Raw genomic sequence first — 21,133 nt, forward strand, 5'->3', positions numbered from 1 at the left:
CATGGATCCCTCTAATATTTAAAATGAATCAGAGTTTAAAGACTGGGATTTTCTGCATTAGGCAACTCTAAAATATTGATTTGTTATTTTGTATCGCGATACACACGGTTTTTAACAGACATCAATATAGCCAATATTATGGCAGTTACACTTCTGTTTTCTGTTTCGCTGCAGGCAAGAGTTGATAAAGGTATTGCGCATAATTGTATACAGCCATCCGCGAAAATTAGTTCCTTCATCGAATTTTGCGTAAAAACGGAATGCTTTGACTAAAGTATCTTGAGTTAAGTCCTTCGCATCATCTATGTCGTGGGTGAATTTGAAGGCAAATGCGTCAAGCATCTCCCGGTGTTGTCCGATCAGTAGAATAAACTGGGCACTATTCATAATAGGGTTTTTAAAGTAGATCAGCCGAACCGGTTATCGATTGGCGTTAATGCGTTTCATATGTTCACCTGGCGGGGGAAGAACCTGTTGGAATTACCTTTTCTTGCGTGAGGCAAGATGAATAAATGCCTCCATGATCTAAACACATCAGGAATGTTTTTGTTTCAATTACATCTAGAGCTATACAAAACGGTTAAGCCATGCATCAATTTTATTGGATATTATGCTTAAGGATGTTATATCCTGAACATCTTATGAATCGCAATCATGAGTTGGTCCCAGATTTAAACGGTGCAGTTCATCAATTATATGTCCATTTTTGATTGCCATTCTTTTTAGCAAAAAAAGCCGTTGGCCGCTATAAGCGAATTTGCTTCTGATGATAAAGATCCAACATATTAATAAGTCAAGGACGATGTGGATATGAATTGCTAAGTTGTCGATAGAAGAGTATACATCCTTTTGGGGATTGCCATGCCCGGACCTTTCGATTACGAGAATGGCATATCACTGATCAGGAGCATGAACAAATATGAATCCCTGTATCTCGTAAATATTAAAGGTTTTTTGGTTAGGCAGCTAGATCTGCTGCCACAAAATATTGTTTTTAGAATTGATGCAGAAGCTTTTCAATATGGAAAAGTTAATGCAGGTTATTTTAAGTAATGTCGGGTTTGTGCAAAAAATAGTCTATTAATTACAAAGATGTTGAAGATTACGACTATAAATTTGTTTTCAATAAATAATGCTAACCAATTTTATGAACCGTAGACAACTAATCCAAAGCCTTGCTATTGGTATTCCCGGAGTTTTACTTTCTAATAAACTTTCCGGATTTCAATCAAATCATGATGGGACAAAAGAGTTTGTAGAGAAGATTCTTGCAGGACCATTTTCTCCAACATGGGAGTCACTCGCTAATTATCAAACCCCTGAATGGTTTAGGGATGCAAAATTTGGCATGTGGGCACACTGGGGTCCTCAATGTCAGCCTGAAGCTGGCGACTGGTATGCCAGGGAAATGTATATGGAAGGGAGTTGGAAGTATAAGTATCATATTGAAAAATATGGGCATCCTTCGAAATTTGGCTTTAAAGATGTAGTCAATGTCTGGAAAGCAGAGAATTGGGATCCCGAATCGCTTGTTTCACTATATAAAGGCGCCGGGGCCAAATATTTTATGGCGTTGGCCAACCACCACGATAATCTGGATCTTTACAAGAGTAAATACCAGAAGAACTGGAATTCTACCAAAGTGGGCCCTAAAAAAGACATCATTGGCGGCTGGGCTGCTGCGGCTAAAAAACATAAACTGCCATTTGGGGTTAGTGTACATGCTGCACATGCATGGAGCTGGTTTGAAACCAGCCAGCGCGCAGATAAAAATGGTCCTATGGCAGGTATTCCATATGATGGGAAGCTTACAAAAGCCGATGGGAAAGGCAAATGGTGGGATGGACTTGATCCGCAGGAACTTTACGCACAGGACCATCAACTGAGCCAAAATAGCCAGAATAATGGAACGATCCACAAGCAATGGGATTGGGGTAATGGTGTTACTCCGCCTACCAGTGCATACATCAACAAGTTTTATAACCGCACTATCGATCTGATCAACAAATATCATCCGGATATGATATATTTTGATGATTCGCAATTGCCTATGTGGCCAATCAGTGATGTAGGATTAAAAATCGCCGCACACCTTTACAACAAAAGCATTAAGGATAAAGGCAAGCTTACCGCGGTAGTTACCGGAAAAATATTGAATGAAACACAGCGCAAGGCTATGGTGTGGGATATAGAACGTGGTCAGAGCAACAAAATTGAACCCCTGCCTTGGCAAACCGATACCTGTATAGGTGGCTGGCATTACGAACGGGGAATTTACAACAGAAATGGTTATAAAACGGCAAAAACGGTCATCCATACCTTAATTGATGTGGTGAGCAAAAATGGTAACCTGATGCTCAATATCCCGGTGCGTGGTGATGGTACAATAGATGAACTCGAGCGTAAAGTTGTTGAAGATATTGGTATATGGATGAAAGCGAACGGAGAAAGTATATACGGTACCCGGCCATGGAAAGTTTTTGGAGAAGGACCTGCACAACAAAAATCACCTGCATTAAGCGCACAAGGATTTAATGAAGGCAAAGGCGTACCTTTTAGCGATAAAGATATCAGGTTTGTCATTAAAGAAAAAGAACTGTTCGCTACTGTTATGGCCTGGCCTGCAGAAGGTTCGGTTCTGATTTCCAGTCTGGCCGAAGGATCATCAGATTATCCCGGAAAAATAAGCAATGTGCAGCTGCTTGCCACCAAAAAAAATCTGCGTTTTGAAAGAAATTCACAGGGATTAAAAGTTTATTTTCCCGCAGATCAGCCAGAGGCTTCATATGCCAATGCCCTTAAAATTACATAAGCCTAAAATAAATAATTGCCTAATGGCTATAGATTGGATCAACCTGTACTGGAGATCCAATCTTTATTCTAAAAGAACTTTGATAGCTGCAATGGCTCCATTTAATTTTTGGTTGCTGCGTCATCTTTGGATAAAGCTGAGTAATTACTATGCGAAAATGTGCTCCAGGCTAACCTCTCTTTTTTTAAAAAAAAATCTCATGGAAAGAGTATAGAAAAACATAGATATTGTCTTTAAACTATTCATCCTTGCCCCGGGCAAGTTTTAAATGGCCCTTCTGGCCGATCGGCCACTGCAGGGTACATATAACCATTAACCGTAGGGTAGATGTAGAATTTACCATTTGCTGCAACAACTTTGCTTGGTGCCCAATATAATTCTTTAACAGCCGATGGAAAATAAGTGCCTTCAAAACTCCATTTAACGAAATCTTTTGATTTCCAGAGTATAGGAGGACCTGAAGATTTGAGGCCTTTGCCATAGCCATCGGTAGTGGCATAACAATAAAATATTCCATTGATCTGTTGGATACTGGCATCAGCGATCATATCAGGAACCAGCGGCTTGCCAAATGGGTTTCTGTTCTGGGCCTTTATTGAAGCTGATATTCCCAGTAGAAAAAAAATGGATAACAGTGTTTTTTTTGTCATTGATATTTATTTGAGTGTTTTAAGTTTAAAAGCATTTGCTTGTTGACAATATTTGGCGACACTTATACTCTTTAGAGTATCAATTGATGTTTTTGTTGTCATTAAGCAGAAGAAAACCATCTATGCGGTTTACAACAATGTACAAACTTTCATTTTATAATGTTTAAGAAACAAATTTTTCAAGTAGTTATCATGATGGCAATAGCGCTGTCATCTAAGTCCCAAAGCCTCCGTCAGCATAAAGATTTTCCGTTCCCCGATAAAATAAGGTACGATGGTGCCTGTTTATACCTAGATGGTAAACAGACTTTTGTTTATAGTGCAGCTTTTCATTACTTCAGAACGCCCAAGGCACTTTGGAGAGACCGTTTTTCCAAAATAAAATCAGCAGGCTTTAATACCGTTGAAACTTATGTTCCCTGGAATTTATCTGAACTCAATATGCCAAAAGGCCTCAATGACTATTCGCAGGTAGATTTAAAAGACTTAACCGAATGGCTTAAAATAGCGCAGGATGAGTTTGGTTTTTATACGGTTGTCCGTCCCGGAGCATTTATTTGTGCAGAATTTGCAGGAGGAGGCTATCCTCGATGGCTGGCTAAGTTCCGCCCTGATGATGTAGCGGGTTTTTGGTTGCGTAGTGCCGACGACCGTTATCTGGATTGGCACGACCACTGGTATAAAGCCGTGTGTAAAGTTGTTCAGAAAGAGCAGATTACCTCAAAACAGAAAGGTAAAAAAGGAATTATCCTGATCCAGATCGAGAACGAGTACAATGCGCACAAGACAACAAATAAGGTTCACGCGCTGCAACGCATGTATAACTGTGTACGCAATGCCGGTATAACAATCCCTGTTTTTACCTGCCTTACAGCCGAGACCCGCGGAAGCAAAGATCCCGTATTATCGCAGGTGTTCGATTGCGACAATTATTATGTTGGGCTTAAAGATGCTATTAATTGTGCGCAGCGCATGGGTGATTTAAAACAACAGCAGCCCGATGCGCCAGGTTTTGTTACAGAATTACAGGGGGGCTGGTTTTCAACAGTAGGAGGCAAACTGAGTGAAGAGCATTATTCCAACGATAAACATTTTTATGCCATCGGAATGATGTCGATTGCAGGAGGCGCTACAGGTGTTTTTCCTTATGTATTTGTCGGAGGTACGCATTTTGCAGGCTGGGGTGCCAGAGGGCAAACTACAACTTACGATTATAATGCAGCCATCCGCGAAAATGGAGCTTTATCTCCAAAGTACTATGCCGCACAGAATTTGGGCAATTTCATCAAAAAGTATGGGCATGAGCTTATTAATTCAAAAGGTGGATTATGCAGCTTTGAAAAGGCCCCAACCGAAATAGTAGGTGCACAACGTATATCTTCAGATGGTACCCGCTTTGTATTTGTACATAACAGTTCTGCTAACCAGAAATATAGTGGTGCTGCAGCCGCTAAAACTGGTAAAAGCAATAATGCGCAACCCATGTACAACATAGACCAGGATGAAAACAAAGTCCTGATCAAAAGTGAAAATAATGCAGATACTGCAATAGGTGCAATGGCAAACTTGTTAATCCATTACGATCTGGGGCCAATGGAAACAAAAGTACTGATCATTCCCCCAGGCGCTGGAGCTGAAAAGGGAACCTGGTGGTCTTATAGTTTGCCAGAAGGAAAAGCAGTATCGCCAATTAGTTTTCGCTTTGAAGCAGTAAAACAGTACAATGAGGACACACAAGGGCCATGGCGTCCGCTCTATGATGGGAAATCACTGCCAGAAATGGAGATAAATGATCTGCGCTACGTACGTTACCGTTCTGATTTCGAACTTAACAAAGAAGAAGTAAGCAAATACACCCGGATGTTGTTTAACACCTATTCGAGAGACATTATAAATATGGAAGTAAACGGCAAAATCGCGCCCCGGTTATTCCCTTCAGAAAAGTGGGTGGCGGAAGTTACCCGCCAACGTGATAAATCATTTACTTTTTTAAAAGAAACCGAATACGATAACCAGTTCGATTTAACCGGCTTGCTGAAAGAAGGCCATAATGAAGTATGGCTTGTTTACGAAAATATAGGGCATGAACATGGATACTTTCCGATGGAAGAATTATGTGGTATCCGTACCGCAGGTCTTTCTGATGGGGTTACAACGATTAATAAGGTTCTAGAATGGGACTATTCCCCTAACCTGTCTGGTATAGAACACCAATTTACGGATGCTGCTTTCGATAGCAAGGGCTGGAAAGTTGTACCATTGGATACCACTTTTCTAATTCCGCGCAAAGGAAATAACATACAGCCAAAAGGAAAACAAAATGCATTGCTCACCTGGTACCGGGCAGAATTTAAACTGCCTGAAAATGCAGGCAAAAGAACCTGGCGCCTACTTATTAATGCTTCCGGTAATGGATTTATCTATATAAATGGTCATAACATTGGCCGCCATTGGGAAGCTGGACCACAAAGAGAATTTTATATCCCCGAATGTTGGCTAAACCTCAAGGCAGGAGAGAAAAACAACATTACGCTGGGCTTAAGGCAAACCGTAAATGGTGCTGTAATAAGGAGTATGGAAATTCAAAACTATGATAACGGAGATAGTTAAACTATTTATCTAATCTATCCGTATGAAAGGGCGCCACAGTTATGCTGCTGGCGCCCTTTGACTTTGCTGGGTTTTGCGGTATGAGAAATGAGTATCGTTAACTTTTTTATTTGTCTAACAATAAATAAAACATTTATATGCTGAAAAAACATAAAGAATCGTTACTTGGTGTTGATATTGGTGGCTCGCATGTTACTACTTCACTGATAGATATGGCCAATACATGCGTGGTACCTAAATCGTATTCAAGAGAAAAGGTTAAAGACAATGGAGTGCCGGAAGAAATTTTGGATGTTTGGATAACCTGTATTAAAAGAAGTATCGATTTGGGAGGGGCTGATGAATCGAATGTGAAAATTGGTATAGCTATGCCTGGCCCTTTTGATTATGAACGCGGAATTTCTTTAATTACAGGTATGAATAAGCTCGAGTCGCTTTACAAAGCCGATATACGCGCATATCTTGGTACAAAATTAGCAATACCAAAAGAAAATATTATTTTCAGAAATGATGCAGAGGCCTTTCTACATGGTGAGGCTCATTGTGGTGCTGTTAAACAGGCGTCAATCGCATTGGGAATAACTTTGGGAACCGGAGTTGGATCAGCAATTCATTCTGCCGGGACTACCCTTGATGCCAATTTAGGCATTTCTCCTTTTAAGGAAGGAATTGTAGAAGATTACTTATCTACCCGGTGGTTTGTTTCGCGATATACCCAACGCACCGGAAAAGAGATTGCCGATGCCAAACCTGTTTTTGACTCAGCATCATCCAGTGATCCGGTAGCGTTGGATATCATAAGCGAGTTCACATCAAATTTGAGCGAATTTTTATACAATTTCAGTCTTCATGAGCGCCCGGGTGCTATCGTTCTCGGCGGAAATATTGCCAAAGCTTGTCCGTTGTATCTCGATCAGGTTAATGCGAATTTGGTTAATCTTGGAATCGATGCTCCGGTTGTACCATCTGCCTTAGGAGAAGATGCCGCAATGCTAGGTATGGCATATTATTTAAGCGGAAACCGTCCAGATGAAAATGCCATTTTGCATTCAAAGGAAATTGTAAATCTTAATACCCGTTGATTATGAGTCAGATCAATCATCGATTTGATCATTTTTGCTATACATTAGGCTAGTCCGAACAATAAATCACTGATCATATGAAAAAATTCTTCAATATACCCCGTTTATTAATTTGCTTATTTCTATTGATAATTTGCGAAAATAAGTTATTGAGCAATACCGGGAAGCAAACTTTTATTAAGCCAACACTAGAGGCCAATGAAATAACCATAATTCATCCGGCAATGCTGCATACGAAAAGCGATTTTGAATTTATTAAGAGTAAACTTGCTCATAATCTTCAACCTTGGAAATCCGGATTCGATGTATTGGCTGCAAGTGGTTTCGTATCACTCAACTATGTTGCTAACCCACAAATAAAGATCGTTCGAGGAGGCAAAACACGCGAAGAACCAGACCCTGACAATTACAGTAACGCTTATCGCGATGCCGCCGCAGCCTATCAGCTTGGCTTGATGTATAATTTAACCGGAAATACGAAGTATGCAGATAAGGCTGTTGAGATTTTAAATGCATGGGCAATTACCAATAAAAATATAACCGGTAATTCGAACAAGTTTTTGGCCTCAGGTATTTATGGATATCAGTTCGCTAATGCCGCAGAGCTTGTAAGGGGCTATTCAGGTTGGAAGGCAGCTGAATTTAAAACCTTTCAAAACTGGATGTTGAATGTTTGGTATCCGCTGGCCCTGGATTTTTTGCAACGCCATAACGGAACCTGCGCTACTCACTACTGGACAAATTGGGATATCGCTAACATGACAACCATTCTTTCTATCGGTATCTTAACGGATGACAAGAGTAAGATTAATTATGCTGTTGATTATTTTAAAAATGGGATAGGAAACGGAAATATTTTTAAAGCTGTTGTTTACAGGCATAAAGTAGGAGATGAGGATTTAGGCCAGGGGCAGGAATCAGGCAGGGACCAGGGACATGCTACACTCAACATTTCGTTGTATGGTGCTTTTTGTCAAATGGCTTATCATATTGGTATCGACCTTTTTGCTTTCGATAATAACCGGGTATTAGCCCTTGCCGAATATACTGCAAAGTATAATGTTAATGCAACCAATGATGTGCCATTTTTAACCTATAAAAATTGCGATCCGGGTATTGAACATAACGTCGTATCAAGTGGGGGCAGAGGAAACGTACGTCCCTGCTGGGAACTGATTTTTAATCATTACGCGAAGATAAAAGGATTAAAAGCCACATATTCACAGCAATTTGCCAGTAAACTTAAGCCGGAGGGAGGTGGTGGAAACTATGGGCCAAACAGCGGGGGATTTGATCAGCTCGGTTTTGGAACTCTAATGTACTCTCGCTAGTTTTTCCTGGCATGATCAGCTCATCATCAAATTAACTCATCATGAAGATCAATTTATCAGTAAAGCCAATTAAATATTGGCTTGCTATTATGCTAATTGTATCACATTACAGCATTGCCGCCCAATCTATAGGGGGTATCCAGACAGATGCGAGCCGGTTGAGCAATATCTATACTGCGGTACCATTCCTACTTATTACTCCGCAGCCAAGGTCGGCGGCTATGGGGAATGCGGGGGTTGCGCTTGATGCCGATGCTAATGCCAGCACAATCAATACCTCGGGATTGGCATTTCTGCCAGAAGGAGACATCGGTGCCTCGTTTTCATACAGCCCATGGCTCCGGCAGCTTGCTTCCGGCATGAGTATTTCATTGCTTACAAGCTACTACAGATTGAATGAACGTAATACGGTTTCGGCATCATTGAGGTATTTTTCAATCGGTGATGTAAATTTTAGCGACGATAATTTTCAGGATCTCGGTGTTTATAATCCAAGCGAATTTGCCTTCGATATAGGGTATGCATTAAAACTGGGGCCCGGATTTGCCCTTGGAGGTAATCTGCGTTATATCAGCAGTAACTTAATTGGCGGAGGCGCGGTAAACAATGTGCGTACAGGTAAAGCCATGGCAGTAGATGTTTCAGCGCTTGAAAAATCAGAGATCCAACTGGGAGGAGCCCCAGCAATATTGAGTTTTGGAATTGGCCTCTCCAATATAGGTACCAAGATGATTTACGGCAATTCGCTAAAATCTTATTTCCTCCCGGCAAATTTTAAAATAGGCTCTTCACTGAAAATGGGAGAAGGAACAACAAAAGTTAGTTTTGCGCTTGATTTTAATAAATTAATGGCGCCAACCCAACCCATTTATGATGCTGACGGAAATATAGTAAAGGGCAAAGATCCTGATCGTTCTGTGCCTGCAGGTATAATAGGTTCTTTCAGTGATGCACCCGGAGGTTTCAGGGAAGAACTTCAGGAAGTAGGGATATCTGTAGGTGCCGAAGTGAGTTTTAAAGAAGCATTGTACCTGCGTACCGGTTACCTTTATCAAAACCCTCAAAAGGCTGATAATTCTTACTTTACCCTTGGCCTTGGCGTTCGTTACAGCAGTTTAGCCTTCGATTTTTCGTATCTGATCGGGTCGGGTCAGAGTCCTTTAAGAAATACATTAAGGTTTGGTGTACAAGCAAATTTTAATAAGCAGAGATAAACCCGGGGAAATTGAAAATCCCCTAACTGATTATCTAACAGCTTAATCGGAGGAAAAGGTGTTAATTGACCACCTGATGAAAAATAAGCTGCTGAAAAGACATTTTGTAAAAGAGTTAGCATAAGGTTATCATTTTGCCAAAAATTGAAAATAGTGCGAAACTCTTATACTGTTTTTCATTGAGTGGTAACAACAGATAGGGACCTGTTTGCTAATTAGATATGAAATTTCCTCTGGTTTTTAAAAGTATTTTGGACTATCAAACGTGCAGGATTCGGAAGTAAATCCATCTTTAATATCCGTTGATACAAGCATACATTATTAGAATATCAAATTCAGAATCCAAGAATATTTTTCACGGTCCAATTATCTTGAATATTTTGCTCTCGCACTTTTGAGTTCTCCAATATGGCGGGCAATCCAAAGCCAAAGCGGGGTTACCTGGACTAATAGTCCTCTACCTAAAGGCGTTAATTCATATTCTACCCTTGGTGGCACCTCAGGGAAGATACTTCTTGCAACCAGTCCGTCCCGTTCCAGTTCTCGCAGACATTTTGTTAACATTCTCTGACTGATTCCATTAATATGATTTTCCAAATTTGAAAAGCGCATCCTGCCATCAATTCCTAGGGCGTGGACTACAAAAAGTGACCACTTATTCCCAATATGATTCAGGATATCTCGTTTAAGTTCATCCTGATCTTTGTTCAGTACTTTGCAAATGTCATCCCAGGCTTCAGTTATTTCGGCATCTGTCATTAGTTTCTCCATAATTGTTTTTTAAAATCACACTGTTGCTGGCTAAAGGTAAATTTTTATTGCGAGAAAGGGTTTATATCCATGTGGATTATGTAGTGTAAGTCTGCTGTGCTATTAAATATTCTTATTATATTTAAAATAATCTATCTATAATTCAAAAAACTAACATCCATGTAAGTAGCTCACAATGAGGTATCCTATTGTTTAATGGGGCTGAGTAGACTAATTTTGCACAGAAAGGGAACCAATAGCGATAGGCTAAATCAGTGTTTCCATTATTAAATTCTTTATTGTATGAAAACAGAATCAATTTTAGTTTTGGGAGCAGGCGAATTAGGGATGCCTGTTATCCGTCATTTAGCTGAAAAAGCTAGAAACTACACCACTATAACAGTTACAGTTCTGCTCAGGCAAGCAACGATTCATTCCCAAGATGCAGATAAAAAAAAGAATAATGATGCACTCCGGGAATTAGGAATAGAATTACTTGCAGGGGATTTATCTGCTCCATCATCTGAACTTGTCTCAATTTTCAAGAATTATGATGCGGTGGTTTCCTGTACAGGTTATGGAAGCGGTGCAGGTGGTTTTCAGCTAAAATTGGCTAACGCTGTATTAGAGGCTGGAGTCAAAAGATATTTTCCGTGGCAGTTTGGTGTTGATTTTGAAGTTATAGGACGAGGCAGTGCGCAGGATCTTTTTGATGAACAGCTTGATGTCAGGGAATTACTCAGATCACAAACAAGAACAAAATGGGTTATCATATCCACCGGTATGTTTACCAGCTACCTTTTCGAACCATTCTTCGGCGTTTTGGATCTAGAAAAAAAATCAATTAACGCCATTGGTGGATGGGATACTGCAGTTACTGTGACCACACCGGAAGATATTGGAAGGCTGACTGCTGAGATATTTTTTGCAGAACCAGCTATAGAGAACTCAATCGTATATATAGGTGGGGATACAGTTACGTATGGACAATTGGCTGATACCGTTGAGTTACTGTCAGGACAAGAGTTTAAGCGTACGCTCTCTAATATGACCGAGATACAGGCAGATCTTGAGAATGATCCAACAAATTTCATTAAAAAATACCGTTCAATATTTGGAGCTGGTCGGGGTGTTTCCTGGGAATTGGAGAAAACTTTTAATTTTCAAAATGGCATTCCAACAACTTCTGCAGCGCAGTGGGCGAAGGAGAACATTAATTGGAAATCTACAACCAATTAGCATTTTCTGTGTTCTTTACTCCAGGAGAACACAGAAAACCGATTTAATCAAAAATCCCGTAGCATTGCATACACACCATAATCTTGGGTGTCTATATCGTATAAGGGCCTGAGTATAAAATTATTGTTTTGGTTTTTAAGCATAAAGGTATTGTTGCTATGGTCGAACACAGTTAGTTTTTTTAGCAGATCATTTGCGGTACCTTTCAAAACTACTTCTTTTGTTGACTCAAATGCCAATAAAACCGGACCATATGAAACGGATATAACCTGCGGACTGTTTGGCATTTGTTTTATCTGAAAACCATAGTGAAATATAAGTTCTACCTGATCGTTATCTTTCCATATTCTGTTCAGGTTAAGGTATGACCCAGCTTCTGCATTAACAGATAACTTCTTTTTATTGAGGTATACTTCTGTTCCCTGGGCCCAGGATGGGATAAAGAGCTTAAGTGAAAAAACAGCACTCTTTTTAATTTTTACCAGGAGATTTACAAGAGAATCATTTGGCATTTCTCCTTTTTGCTCCAGGCTGATATTTTTCGCTTTCCACTCAACTCTTGAAGGTATATAAAGGTTCACATAAAGAGCCGAATCATTGTGGTAGTAGATCCGGGTATTAAGCTGGGCGAATGCCTCAGTGCAGGAGCCGGTGCAGCAGGCATAATCATTTTCCTTGAGGTATTTTTTGTTCCGCGGCGATCCTAGTGGCAAATGGTAGATAAATGCACCGGTACGATTGCTTTGCGCGGGTAGTACGGCGTTATAAAACATGTTCATATAGGTGTCTGCATACTTGGCATCAGCTGTCCAGGCAAAGAGAGTTGAAGTGAGTTTTTGTGTATTATGCGAAACGCAGCTTTCTGCAATTTCTTTTGTTAGGGTGAAAAGATGCCCTGGTTCACCCCAATGTTCGGCGGTAAGGGAAGTTTTAGTGGTAACATTAGGCCTGGGGCCGCTGCTGGTGCCATTAACATAGGCGTGGCCTTTCATCAATATTTCCCAAAAATTTGTTGCCGCTTCACGGTAACGGATATCACCGGTAGCATCATACCCTTCAGAAAATCCATTAACGAGTACCAGGTGGGTATTGGAATGAAGTCCGGAGAGGATGTCGCGGTTCTGCAGAAGCGGATTGAAAAACCATTGAGGATCGAAAATTTTTGCCAGGGCCAGATGTTTTGGATCCCTGGAAATAGCATATAGTTTATACAAGACTTCGTTCATTGCACCCATCTCGTTCTGGGGATTTGCATCCACCGTATACATCATTCTTTCCTGGGTTTCCCTGGGCAATGCTGCCATCCGCTTATCTACGTATGAAGCCATCCCCAAAAGTATTTCGTAAGCCTTTTTGTTTTGCGTATGGATATAAACATCAAGCATACCCTGCATGATCTTTTGATAAGTATAATATGGTGCCCAAACCCCTGTAAACCTGTTTTCAAGGGTTTTAAAGTCCTTATCCGGAAAGGCACTCAGATAGCCATTACCGAAAGCTTTCTGGCATTTATAAAGCTCATCGATCATGTATTTTAATTTCGATGTAAGTTCAGGCTGATGGTACTTTTCTACCAGGTGGGAAACTGCTGAAAGGTAGTGGCCCACAAAATGCCCGCGGAGGCCAATGCTGGGTGCTTCCCATCCTCCAAGCGGTTTAGCAGTAGAGGGGAGGCCTGCAGTGAGCCTAAAATTATGCAATAATCTATCAGGTTCCTGAGCGTTTAGAAATGAAATATCCAGTTCTTCACGGTGTTTAATCTCTGAAATGCCCAAGCTCACCTCTCGATCGCTAAAAGGCGACACAGTGGCGTTTATAACTACAGGGCCTTGAGAAAAACAATTTAAGGTGGCAAGGATAAAAAGGAAGGATATAAATAAGTTTTTATACATCAGTGTTGAATAATTGTGAATATAGACAATAAATAATGGAATGGATACCCTGTAGCTCATGCACTTGGTCGATAAAAAGCTTAAAGCTTTTTTCCGGAAAGGGAACTAAAATATAGAATTACCTATATTTTGTAAAACAAAAAGCATCATAATTGCATGGATCGCAATCTTTAGCGTGCATAAAAGACTTCCTTCAAGGCTCTTAGCTGTGATGTACGTAGCAGTTTTTTGATAATTTTTAAAAGCTTCGGTCAATGCCTTTGCATTTATTGCCCGGAGTAGTTTTAGGAAATATTTATTTTTTTTATAAATAAATAGAGTATTAAATCTGGTAAGCAGTGTCTATTGGTAAATAGTTTAAAAAACTATAGATGAGTTGTTGAAGAGTTTTTATCTTCACCCTTGTGATCGGAAATATTAAAGAATGAAAATTTAAATTTTCACAATGCTGTATATAATTTGCAATAGTAAATTAAATAGCAGGGAAAAGGATAAAGACCGGCCAAATTGGGAGCAGATAAATTCAGAAGCATTCATCAAACGGAGGCATAACTCACCTCCGAATAAATAACTAACCAATATAGATCAGTTAAATCTAAAATGTTCAAAAATATCTTTTAGAGCTAACCGTCCTAAAAACTTTTATTATCAACGAACAAACTATGCGTATTATTGTTGTTTTGTGTGTTTTTTTGTTGAGCTTTTTAAATATTGCAATTGCAGTTCAAAAAGTTCAATTTGATTCACTTTCGAATAAAATGCCTTTAGAAGATACTTCGAAAGTCTTGATGAAAAAGCAACCGACCAAATCAAAGGGGCTTCAGAGCATTTCAGTACCTGTAAAATCCAATTTTCCTGCTAATAGCCTACAGCAATATCTAAAAGGAAATGTTGCTGGTTTATTTGCTACCGAGGCCAGTGGCGAGCCAGGTACTTATCAGCATATGTTTATTCATGGTACGTCTACTCCATTGATCACTCAAGAAGACGTTTTAAAAACCCAACCATTAGTGGTTATTGATGGATCGCCTGTTCTTTCAAGCGAAAATCCATATACTTATGATATACAGCGCCCTGATTATAGTTTTAATAGAATTGGCCCTTCAACCAATCTGCTTGCGGGATTAAATATTGCTGATATAGAGTCGGTAGAAGTATTAAAAGACCTGTCTAAAACGGCAATCTACGGACCCCGTGGCGCAAATGGTGTAATTTATATCCGAACAAGGGCTGGGTCAACAACATCAAATATGAGTTTTAACTCTTCTTTTGGTGTTGCCGCAAAACCATCCATTACTACTTTAAACGGGGGCTACGAAGATAGTTTCAGACAACGTTTTTACAGCAGATATGCTAATCCTGCACAGTTACAGTCTTATCCTGGATTTTTGAGGGATTCCATTACGACCAAATACTATGGAGAATCATCCTGGGCGGATGCTTATTATAAAAATGCATTAATGTACAATGCTGATGCTTTAATGTCTGGAGGATCTAAGAGAGCCACCTTTAAATTTAATGTGGGAACACAAAAAAGCTCAGGTAACGCAGATGAAACCTTTTTAAATAAATATTATACGGCTATTGACCTGAATATTATACCAAGAAGCTGGATAGTGGTAAGTGCTAATATAAAAGGTACCAGGTTAGACCGGAACCGGAACAGATATAACAGGGACCGCCTGGCCGAAGTGGGGTATTTACCTGACCTGACAGAGGCTCCGGCACCAAACATTAACAGTTACAATTCTTTTATCGACGAGTTTAAGAAAGGATTTGATAAAAACTATAACAATATTGCGAATGGTTTTTTAAATGTGGCGATTAAGCTGCCATTTGATATTAACTACAATACCCGTTTTGGTGTGAGTTACAATGAAGGGGGAAGAGATCTGTTTTATCCGAGTACGTTATTGGATAATTCGAACTATGCATCCAACTATTTTGGCCTTAGCCAACGCCTGGTTTACGATAATTCACTCAATTACAAAATAGACCTGAAGTCGAAGCACTCCTTTGATTTTTCGGTAGGTAGCTCAATACAATGGGATAAAGACCGGTACACCTATTCTTATGCCTATAAGGGGGTTAGCGACTATTTAAAGGTGAATTTGCTCAAAGCAGGTAATTTTAACTCTAATGGAGCTTTTAAAGACCAGCTAACCTTTAAGTTTCTTGACCAAACCGCAACAAACCTTGTATCTTTTTATACTGCTACAAGCTATAAGTTTAAAGATTTTTACAGTGCAAGTTTATTGCTCAGAACTGATGGTGCATCTAACATGCAACCGGTTCACCGCTGGTTCTTTTCTCCGGTTCTTTCAGGAGCCTGGGACATCAAAAAGCATAAACTCTCCAAGTCTCCGGTAATTTCGGCTTTAACGCTTAGGGCCAGTGTGGGGCGCATAGGTATTGCTCAATTGACCGATCGCATTTCATTGGGAACACAATATGCATCAGAAGCCGGTTGGACAAATGAGCTCAGAATTCCTTCTTACCTTAATACCGCAACGTTGATGAGGTCTTATTTATATGGATACCTGGGGTATGACATACCATGGAGTTATAACGAGCAGTTAAGTACAGGTGCTAGCTTTGGTTTTTTTAAAAACAGGATCGTAGGAGAGCTGAGCTTTTATTCGACAACAACAAAAAACCAGCTGATTAACATTCCGGGTGCTGCAGAGTATGGCTATTCAGGGTTGTTTCAGTCAGGTATGGATATTAATAACAAAGGTGTCGATTTATTCTTATCTGCAGATATTTTAAAATCTGCCTCAAAGAAAGGATTTAACTGGAACTCTTCTATTAATCTGAATTTTAACCGCAATACCTTAAAAACTTTACCGGGAGGTTTATCCGAAATTATTATAGGCGACAGAAAGCTAAAGGTTGGCCAGGCCGTTGATCAGTTTTGGGTGTTAAAAAACAATGGCATATATAACGCCGATGATGAGGTTCCTGTAAACCCAGCTACGGGAAATAAAATGACTTATAAAGGCACCGAATTAAAAGCAGGAGACCCGAAATGGGCAGACATCAATGGTGATTATAATGTAGACGATAAAGACAAGATTTTAACAGGTAATATATTACCTGCAGTTTCGGGAGGTTGGAACAACAGCCTGAAATATAAAAAATGGGACTTGCAAACCAGTTTCTATTTTAATTTAGGTAGAAAAGTGCTGAATCAGAATATGGCCAATCGCTTCAATTTTATTAACCTGGAAGCAGAGAATAGCATCAATTCGGTAAAAGAGTTTACCTTTTGGCAGGAACAGGGCAATGCGGCTTTATACCCCACCTACAACCCCTGGAGCCCGGTTATTCCATACCGGTCAGAGCAGGATCTGTTTTTGGAAAATGCCTCTTTTCTTAAACTTAGGAGCATTAGCCTTGGTTTTGACCTGACCGATAAGTTGCTGGCTTCAAATAAGAAGGCAACAAGATTTAAGTCTTTCTATGTTTTTGTTTCTGCGAGTAATTTATTCACCATAACATCATACTCTGGCCGTGATCCCGAACTGGTTAATACAAGCGGTATTGATACCGGTTACGGACTTTCACTGCCAACAATGTTTGCTGCCGGATTAAAAGTTGATTTTAAATAGTTTTTAGAAATGAGAAGATTAAGTTATATAATGCTCATCAGCCTGTTGCTTCCCTTATTAGGTTGCAAGAAGATTTTAGATGTAGACTCTACACGTGCTATCGGTGATGTAAATATGTGGAACACATTAGAAGATGCAAGGGCCGCATTATTTGGAGTTTATGCACTTAACAGGGCTGCAATGTCTGATAATAACCGGCATGTGATTTACGGAGATATTCGATTGGCCGATTTTGAACCTACTTCGAGGCTTGATCTTAAGGCCATTCATAATAACATGCTGAATGCCGATTATAAGCTAATTAACGACCTTTCAGATTGGCGCCCGTTTTATGCAACCATCAATGCCGCTAATTTATACCTGGAAAGAATCCATGAAGTATATGAAAAGGATAAAAGATTTGTAGAACAAACTTACAATCTAGACAGGGCACAGGTAAAAGCCTTAAGGGCTTTCTCTTATTTTTACATGTGCAGGATATGGGGCGATGTACCCCTTATTTTATCCTCACATGAAGGTAGTTTTACCAACAAGCCTCGCGATCCACAGGATAGGATATTTGCTGTAATAGAGCAGGACCTGCTTGAAGCTGAACCTAAATTACCTTATGCTTATGACGGTAACGATCCTGAACAAACCGGGTTATATTATGGCCAGGGCATTGGAACTTATTACGGATTAGGTTACATGGTTAGTAAACAGGCCGTATGGACCATGCTGGCACATATGTACGCATGGAGAGGGGATTATGCCAATGCGGCCATTTATGCGCAGAAAATTATGGATAAGACCCGTGTTGTAAGCGGGTCTGGAGCCGCTTTGGCAGGTACTTTCCGTAACACCGGTGTCGGTTTCCCAAATGCATTGAGAACATTTATAGGTGCCTGGACCCGTTCATATGGTGTGGAGCAAACGGTTTTATTTGCAGTAGCACGGGGTGAATTTGCAACTTCTGGAGTAATAGAAGAACTCACTGCTGCAGAACCGCTTATACCTAATCGGAAAATACCAGCCATTTATGTGCCGTTAGATAGTTTGTTTTCCATGTATAATGAAGGAAGAGACTCTCGCTTTAGCGTGGACAGTGTGACCAAACAGGTTACTTCATTTGATGGCTTTTTTACCGGTTTTGATAAACCATACCCTGTATTCCGGAAAATATTTGTTACCTGGGACAATTTTGGCACAGGTAAGGGAATAAATATAGTTGGTGATTTCGGCTTATTTGCCAGCCCAATCGTTTTCAGCAGATTTACAGAAATGGCACTACTCCTTTCAGAGTGTAGGGCTGCGTTGAATGATAAGGAAGGCGCTATAGCCATCTTGAATCAGGTTAGGGTTAATTATGGCGTGCCAGCTTATGTTAGCGAACGGGATAACGGCCCGCTCGTTGATGCAATCTTTAAAGAAAGACGACGCGAACTGGTTGGTGAAGGCTGGCGATGGTATGATTATGTAAGGTTTAAGAAAATTAAAAATAACGATCCAAAGTTTAACCAGCTCATCCAAAGTGGCGGTATCTACTGGCCAGTTTCCCGTACGTTGATCAGTCAAAATCCAATGTTAACACAATATCCTTATTGGAAATAATATGAAGAGATTTAGTTTTATTATAATAACACTGTGCGTGGTAGCCGGAGTATTATTAAATTCTTGCCAAAAAAACGAGTTAAAAGGTGGTCTTTCAGAAACAGGAAAGGGTTTCTCCGGCAATACTTACGATTATCTGAGGAGTAAACCCGGAATCTTTGATTCGTTATTATTTGTGATTGACCGATTGAAATTGGCCGATGTACTGAAATCAGATTCAGTAACCCTTTTTGCCGTTACAAATACCAGTTTTAGATTGGCATCTGACGATTTAAATGCGCAAAGATTGCGTACAGGTAAAAAGCCTATCTACCTGAAAGATTATAGGTTAGATCAATTGGATAGCCTGATGTGCCGTTATATCCTCAAGGGTGTTTTTTCTTCCAAAAAGTTATCAGTTCTTAATGGAATAAATGTTTTTGCATACAAATATGGATATGAGTTAAATGCCAAGGCAACTGCTTCGTCGGCCATGGGGCAAGTAGGTGCAGGGCCATCATCAATCGTTTACAGCAGTAAAAACAGGACGGAGTTTAAGGCGAACTGGTCATCAGCCATAGCCTATTCTATAGATATACCAACCGGGAATGGCCTGGTACATATCATCGACGATAAGAACTTTTTTGGTTTTGGATATTACAGCAAGCAACCTTCAACACCTTTCCGCGATTTTGCATTCAGATTGCCCGAAACATTCGATGTTGATTCGGAGCCTTTAGAAGCAGAAGATTACGACAATGGAGGCTGTGGTGTAGCCTACCACGATACCAGAAGCCCTTGCAACGAGATTGATGGGAGATACTGGAATGATGGAGGGCAGTATAGGACTGCTGAAGGGGTGGATATGTGGACGCAGCCTGCAGCATATAATAAAGGTATTTTTTACCGGCAGGGGTACAGGATTGCTGCAATGAGGACTGGCGAATGGACAAACTATTCTATTGAGGTACCTGCAGATGGCAATTATGAAATCAAAATACATTACAATGTCCAAAATAGTACGGGCAATCCTCCTGCATACTGCGACCTCCGGCTTGACTGGAAGCTATTGGGCAGGCGTGTAGCGCTACCGATAACCGGTGGAAAGATGGATGAAGTAAAAGCTGGAACCTTTTATTTAACAAAGGGAATTCATTACCTCACTTTTTGTACAATGACCTCAATACCAGATTTAAGTTTCGATGCTTTCGTATTTAAACGCGTTAACTAATGAACCAAACCAATATTAAAACCTCATTGATAATGAAAAAAATTATATTATTTGTAGCAATAGTAGTTTTTTTTCTTTCTTCATGTAAAAAAATATTCAATTTACCTGAAGACAAGCCCTATCTTAGTCAGGATGCGAATTATACCTCTGCACCCATATTAAGACCAATTCTGGGCCGAAATACCTTGTTTAGCTATTTCAAATCGGATAATTCAAGTTTCCCAATAAAGTTTGAAATTATCGATTTTACGAATCTTGATCGATCACCTTCAAATAAATTAAACCTGAAGCGTAATGTTTATGTTTGGAAACAAGCTTACACAGGTAAGGAAACAAGCGTTGAAGAAATAAACGCTAAACGAAGTGTAGAAGAACGTCCCCTTTTTGAAGTTAATTCAGCAGGAGAGTTTATCATGTGGTCATCTGCTACTGATGCAGATTTTAGAAAACCGCAAACAGATACCGCTTATCGGTTCAACGTGAAGGTCAGCAATGGTGGCGGTGAAAGGGTGCTGGGGCCATTGTTCCTGGCTCCTTTAGCTACAAGACCTTACGAACCATCTTATCATCTTAATGAAATTACTGCGGCTCCACGAAAAGAAGTTTCTGGTGCTGTTAAACGGCTGGTTCCTGCTACTTTGGTAAACATGGTTGGCGTAACTACGGGTAACCCCTTAGTTAGGGAAACAGGTGCAGGAACCACCACCTTGAAACAGGATGTTTGGGTGTATTTTAAGCGTAAAGGTGATGGAAATACGCTTACTATCAAATTTTTCGATAAGGATTCGATCGCCATTAATCCTTTAAAATTCAATGGTACAGACTGGCAGAAGCTGATTCATGGATTCAACCCTGTAATTAGCCCAACTTCGGTGAAGTATGATGTAGCCTATCCCATTCCATTAACAAACTTACCCACGCCTTATACCACCACTGATGGGCTTCAGTCATTACTGACCCTTAGTTACAACAGAATTGGTTTTAGTGGCCTTAGGGTGGTTGCAACCATGACCTTGCCTTTTAATATCTATCAAGCTGGCGATTGGGAAATTGTGTTTTTCTTTCATAACGAGAATCCAAAGTTTGAAGATGAATAAAGACATGCAACTTAAAAATCAATTAATATCTGGTTTAGATTTTAC

At 40.0% G+C, this 21,133-nt stretch carries 15 protein-coding genes; 11 read left to right on the forward strand and 4 right to left on the reverse strand.

Going from position 1 to position 21,133, the window contains the following annotated elements; all coding sequences use genetic code 11:
* Nucleotides 1-111: 111 nt before the first annotated feature.
* Complete coding sequence (locus ACN9MR_RS01755) at nucleotides 112-387, reverse strand: RNA polymerase sigma factor (protein ID WP_426327963.1); 276 nt, start codon at nucleotides 385-387, stop codon at nucleotides 112-114.
* 474 nt (nucleotides 388-861) lie between these two features.
* On the opposite strand from ACN9MR_RS01755, the gene ACN9MR_RS01760 reads away from it, so the two are divergent.
* Together ACN9MR_RS01760 and ACN9MR_RS01765 are read left to right on the forward strand one after the other, a co-directional pair.
* A complete protein-coding gene (locus tag ACN9MR_RS01760; protein ID WP_426327964.1) occupies nucleotides 862-1,053 on the forward strand; it encodes a hypothetical protein in 192 nt (63 codons plus the stop codon).
* Nucleotides 1,054-1,147: 94 nt separating this feature from the next.
* Nucleotides 1,148-2,812, forward strand: a complete 1,665-nt coding sequence (locus ACN9MR_RS01765) for an alpha-L-fucosidase (protein ID WP_426327965.1) — start codon at nucleotides 1,148-1,150, stop codon at nucleotides 2,810-2,812.
* Between the two features lie 242 nt (nucleotides 2,813-3,054).
* Here the strand turns inward: ACN9MR_RS01765 and ACN9MR_RS01770 are convergent, their stop codons facing one another.
* Nucleotides 3,055-3,462 (reverse strand): family 43 glycosylhydrolase, encoded by a 408-nt coding sequence (locus tag ACN9MR_RS01770; RefSeq protein WP_426327966.1) that lies wholly within the window; start codon nucleotides 3,460-3,462, stop codon nucleotides 3,055-3,057.
* A 159-nt stretch (nucleotides 3,463-3,621) separates the two neighbouring features.
* On the opposite strand from ACN9MR_RS01770, the gene ACN9MR_RS01775 reads away from it, so the two are divergent.
* From ACN9MR_RS01775 to porV, 4 genes are all read left to right on the forward strand, one after another.
* Nucleotides 3,622-6,072, forward strand: a complete 2,451-nt coding sequence (locus ACN9MR_RS01775; protein ID WP_426327967.1) for a beta-galactosidase — start codon at nucleotides 3,622-3,624, stop codon at nucleotides 6,070-6,072.
* Nucleotides 6,073-6,209: 137 nt separating this feature from the next.
* On the forward strand, nucleotides 6,210-7,154 hold the full coding sequence (locus tag ACN9MR_RS01780) for an ROK family protein (RefSeq protein WP_426327968.1): 945 nt from the start codon (nucleotides 6,210-6,212) through the stop codon (nucleotides 7,152-7,154).
* Between the two features lie 77 nt (nucleotides 7,155-7,231).
* Nucleotides 7,232-8,485 carry an alginate lyase family protein gene (locus tag ACN9MR_RS01785; RefSeq protein ID WP_426327969.1) on the forward strand — a complete coding sequence of 418 codons (1,254 nt, stop codon included), beginning with the start codon at nucleotides 7,232-7,234 and terminating at the stop codon, nucleotides 8,483-8,485.
* Nucleotides 8,486-8,526: 41 nt separating this feature from the next.
* Nucleotides 8,527-9,699, forward strand: coding sequence for a type IX secretion system outer membrane channel protein PorV (gene porV, locus ACN9MR_RS01790; protein ID WP_426327970.1), 1,173 nt, complete (start codon nucleotides 8,527-8,529; stop codon nucleotides 9,697-9,699).
* Between the two features lie 366 nt (nucleotides 9,700-10,065).
* On the opposite strand, the gene ACN9MR_RS01795 is transcribed toward porV, so the two are convergent.
* Nucleotides 10,066-10,470, reverse strand: a complete 405-nt coding sequence (locus tag ACN9MR_RS01795; RefSeq protein ID WP_426327971.1) for a winged helix-turn-helix transcriptional regulator — start codon at nucleotides 10,468-10,470, stop codon at nucleotides 10,066-10,068.
* Nucleotides 10,471-10,752: 282 nt separating this feature from the next.
* Here ACN9MR_RS01795 and ACN9MR_RS01800 point away from each other — a divergent pair, with 282 nt between their 5' ends.
* Nucleotides 10,753-11,688: an aromatic alcohol reductase gene (locus ACN9MR_RS01800; RefSeq protein ID WP_426327972.1), complete on the forward strand. Its 936-nt coding sequence runs from the start codon at nucleotides 10,753-10,755 to the stop codon at nucleotides 11,686-11,688.
* Between the two features lie 47 nt (nucleotides 11,689-11,735).
* Here ACN9MR_RS01800 and ACN9MR_RS01805 read toward each other — a convergent pair whose 3' ends face one another.
* Nucleotides 11,736-13,580 (reverse strand): beta-L-arabinofuranosidase domain-containing protein, encoded by a 1,845-nt coding sequence (locus ACN9MR_RS01805; protein ID WP_426327973.1) that lies wholly within the window; start codon nucleotides 13,578-13,580, stop codon nucleotides 11,736-11,738.
* A 662-nt stretch (nucleotides 13,581-14,242) separates the two neighbouring features.
* Between ACN9MR_RS01805 and ACN9MR_RS01810 the strand changes: the two genes are divergently transcribed.
* The 4 genes from ACN9MR_RS01810 to ACN9MR_RS01825 are packed head-to-tail and all read left to right on the forward strand — an operon-like array spanning nucleotide 14,243 to nucleotide 21,088.
* Nucleotides 14,243-17,191 (forward strand): SusC/RagA family TonB-linked outer membrane protein, encoded by a 2,949-nt coding sequence (locus ACN9MR_RS01810; RefSeq protein ID WP_426327974.1) that lies wholly within the window; start codon nucleotides 14,243-14,245, stop codon nucleotides 17,189-17,191.
* A 9-nt stretch (nucleotides 17,192-17,200) separates the two neighbouring features.
* Nucleotides 17,201-18,781 carry a RagB/SusD family nutrient uptake outer membrane protein gene (locus ACN9MR_RS01815; RefSeq protein WP_426327975.1) on the forward strand — a complete coding sequence of 527 codons (1,581 nt, stop codon included), beginning with the start codon at nucleotides 17,201-17,203 and terminating at the stop codon, nucleotides 18,779-18,781.
* Between the two features lies 1 nt (nucleotide 18,782).
* Nucleotides 18,783-19,991 carry a fasciclin domain-containing protein gene (locus ACN9MR_RS01820; RefSeq protein ID WP_426327976.1) on the forward strand — a complete coding sequence of 403 codons (1,209 nt, stop codon included), beginning with the start codon at nucleotides 18,783-18,785 and terminating at the stop codon, nucleotides 19,989-19,991.
* 32 nt (nucleotides 19,992-20,023) lie between these two features.
* A complete protein-coding gene (locus tag ACN9MR_RS01825) occupies nucleotides 20,024-21,088 on the forward strand; it encodes a DUF5007 domain-containing protein (protein ID WP_426327977.1) in 1,065 nt (354 codons plus the stop codon).
* Nucleotides 21,089-21,133: the final 45 nt, after the last annotated feature.

Origin of the sequence: Pedobacter sp. R-06 (genome assembly GCF_049913135.1) — a bacterium.
GTDB lineage: Bacteria > Bacteroidota > Bacteroidia > Sphingobacteriales > Sphingobacteriaceae > Pedobacter.

What these genes read in the sequence shown, in the direction of transcription:
- ACN9MR_RS01755 (WP_426327963.1), bottom strand. Translation starts at nt 387, where the DNA reads ATGAATAGTGCCCAGTTTATTCTACTGATCGGACAACACCGGGAGATG.
- ACN9MR_RS01760 (WP_426327964.1), top strand. Translation starts at nt 862, where the DNA reads ATGCCCGGACCTTTCGATTACGAGAATGGCATATCACTGATCAGGAGC.
- ACN9MR_RS01765 (WP_426327965.1), top strand. Translation starts at nt 1,148, where the DNA reads ATGAACCGTAGACAACTAATCCAAAGCCTTGCTATTGGTATTCCCGGA.
- ACN9MR_RS01770 (WP_426327966.1), bottom strand. Translation starts at nt 3,462, where the DNA reads ATGACAAAAAAAACACTGTTATCCATTTTTTTTCTACTGGGAATATCA.
- ACN9MR_RS01775 (WP_426327967.1), top strand. Translation starts at nt 3,622, where the DNA reads ATGTTTAAGAAACAAATTTTTCAAGTAGTTATCATGATGGCAATAGCG.
- ACN9MR_RS01780 (WP_426327968.1), top strand. Translation starts at nt 6,210, where the DNA reads ATGCTGAAAAAACATAAAGAATCGTTACTTGGTGTTGATATTGGTGGC.
- ACN9MR_RS01785 (WP_426327969.1), top strand. Translation starts at nt 7,232, where the DNA reads ATGAAAAAATTCTTCAATATACCCCGTTTATTAATTTGCTTATTTCTA.
- porV (WP_426327970.1), top strand. Translation starts at nt 8,527, where the DNA reads ATGAAGATCAATTTATCAGTAAAGCCAATTAAATATTGGCTTGCTATT.
- ACN9MR_RS01795 (WP_426327971.1), bottom strand. Translation starts at nt 10,470, where the DNA reads ATGGAGAAACTAATGACAGATGCCGAAATAACTGAAGCCTGGGATGAC.
- ACN9MR_RS01800 (WP_426327972.1), top strand. Translation starts at nt 10,753, where the DNA reads ATGAAAACAGAATCAATTTTAGTTTTGGGAGCAGGCGAATTAGGGATG.
- ACN9MR_RS01805 (WP_426327973.1), bottom strand. Translation starts at nt 13,580, where the DNA reads ATGTATAAAAACTTATTTATATCCTTCCTTTTTATCCTTGCCACCTTA.
- ACN9MR_RS01810 (WP_426327974.1), top strand. Translation starts at nt 14,243, where the DNA reads ATGCGTATTATTGTTGTTTTGTGTGTTTTTTTGTTGAGCTTTTTAAAT.
- ACN9MR_RS01815 (WP_426327975.1), top strand. Translation starts at nt 17,201, where the DNA reads ATGAGAAGATTAAGTTATATAATGCTCATCAGCCTGTTGCTTCCCTTA.
- ACN9MR_RS01820 (WP_426327976.1), top strand. Translation starts at nt 18,783, where the DNA reads ATGAAGAGATTTAGTTTTATTATAATAACACTGTGCGTGGTAGCCGGA.
- ACN9MR_RS01825 (WP_426327977.1), top strand. Translation starts at nt 20,024, where the DNA reads ATGAAAAAAATTATATTATTTGTAGCAATAGTAGTTTTTTTTCTTTCT.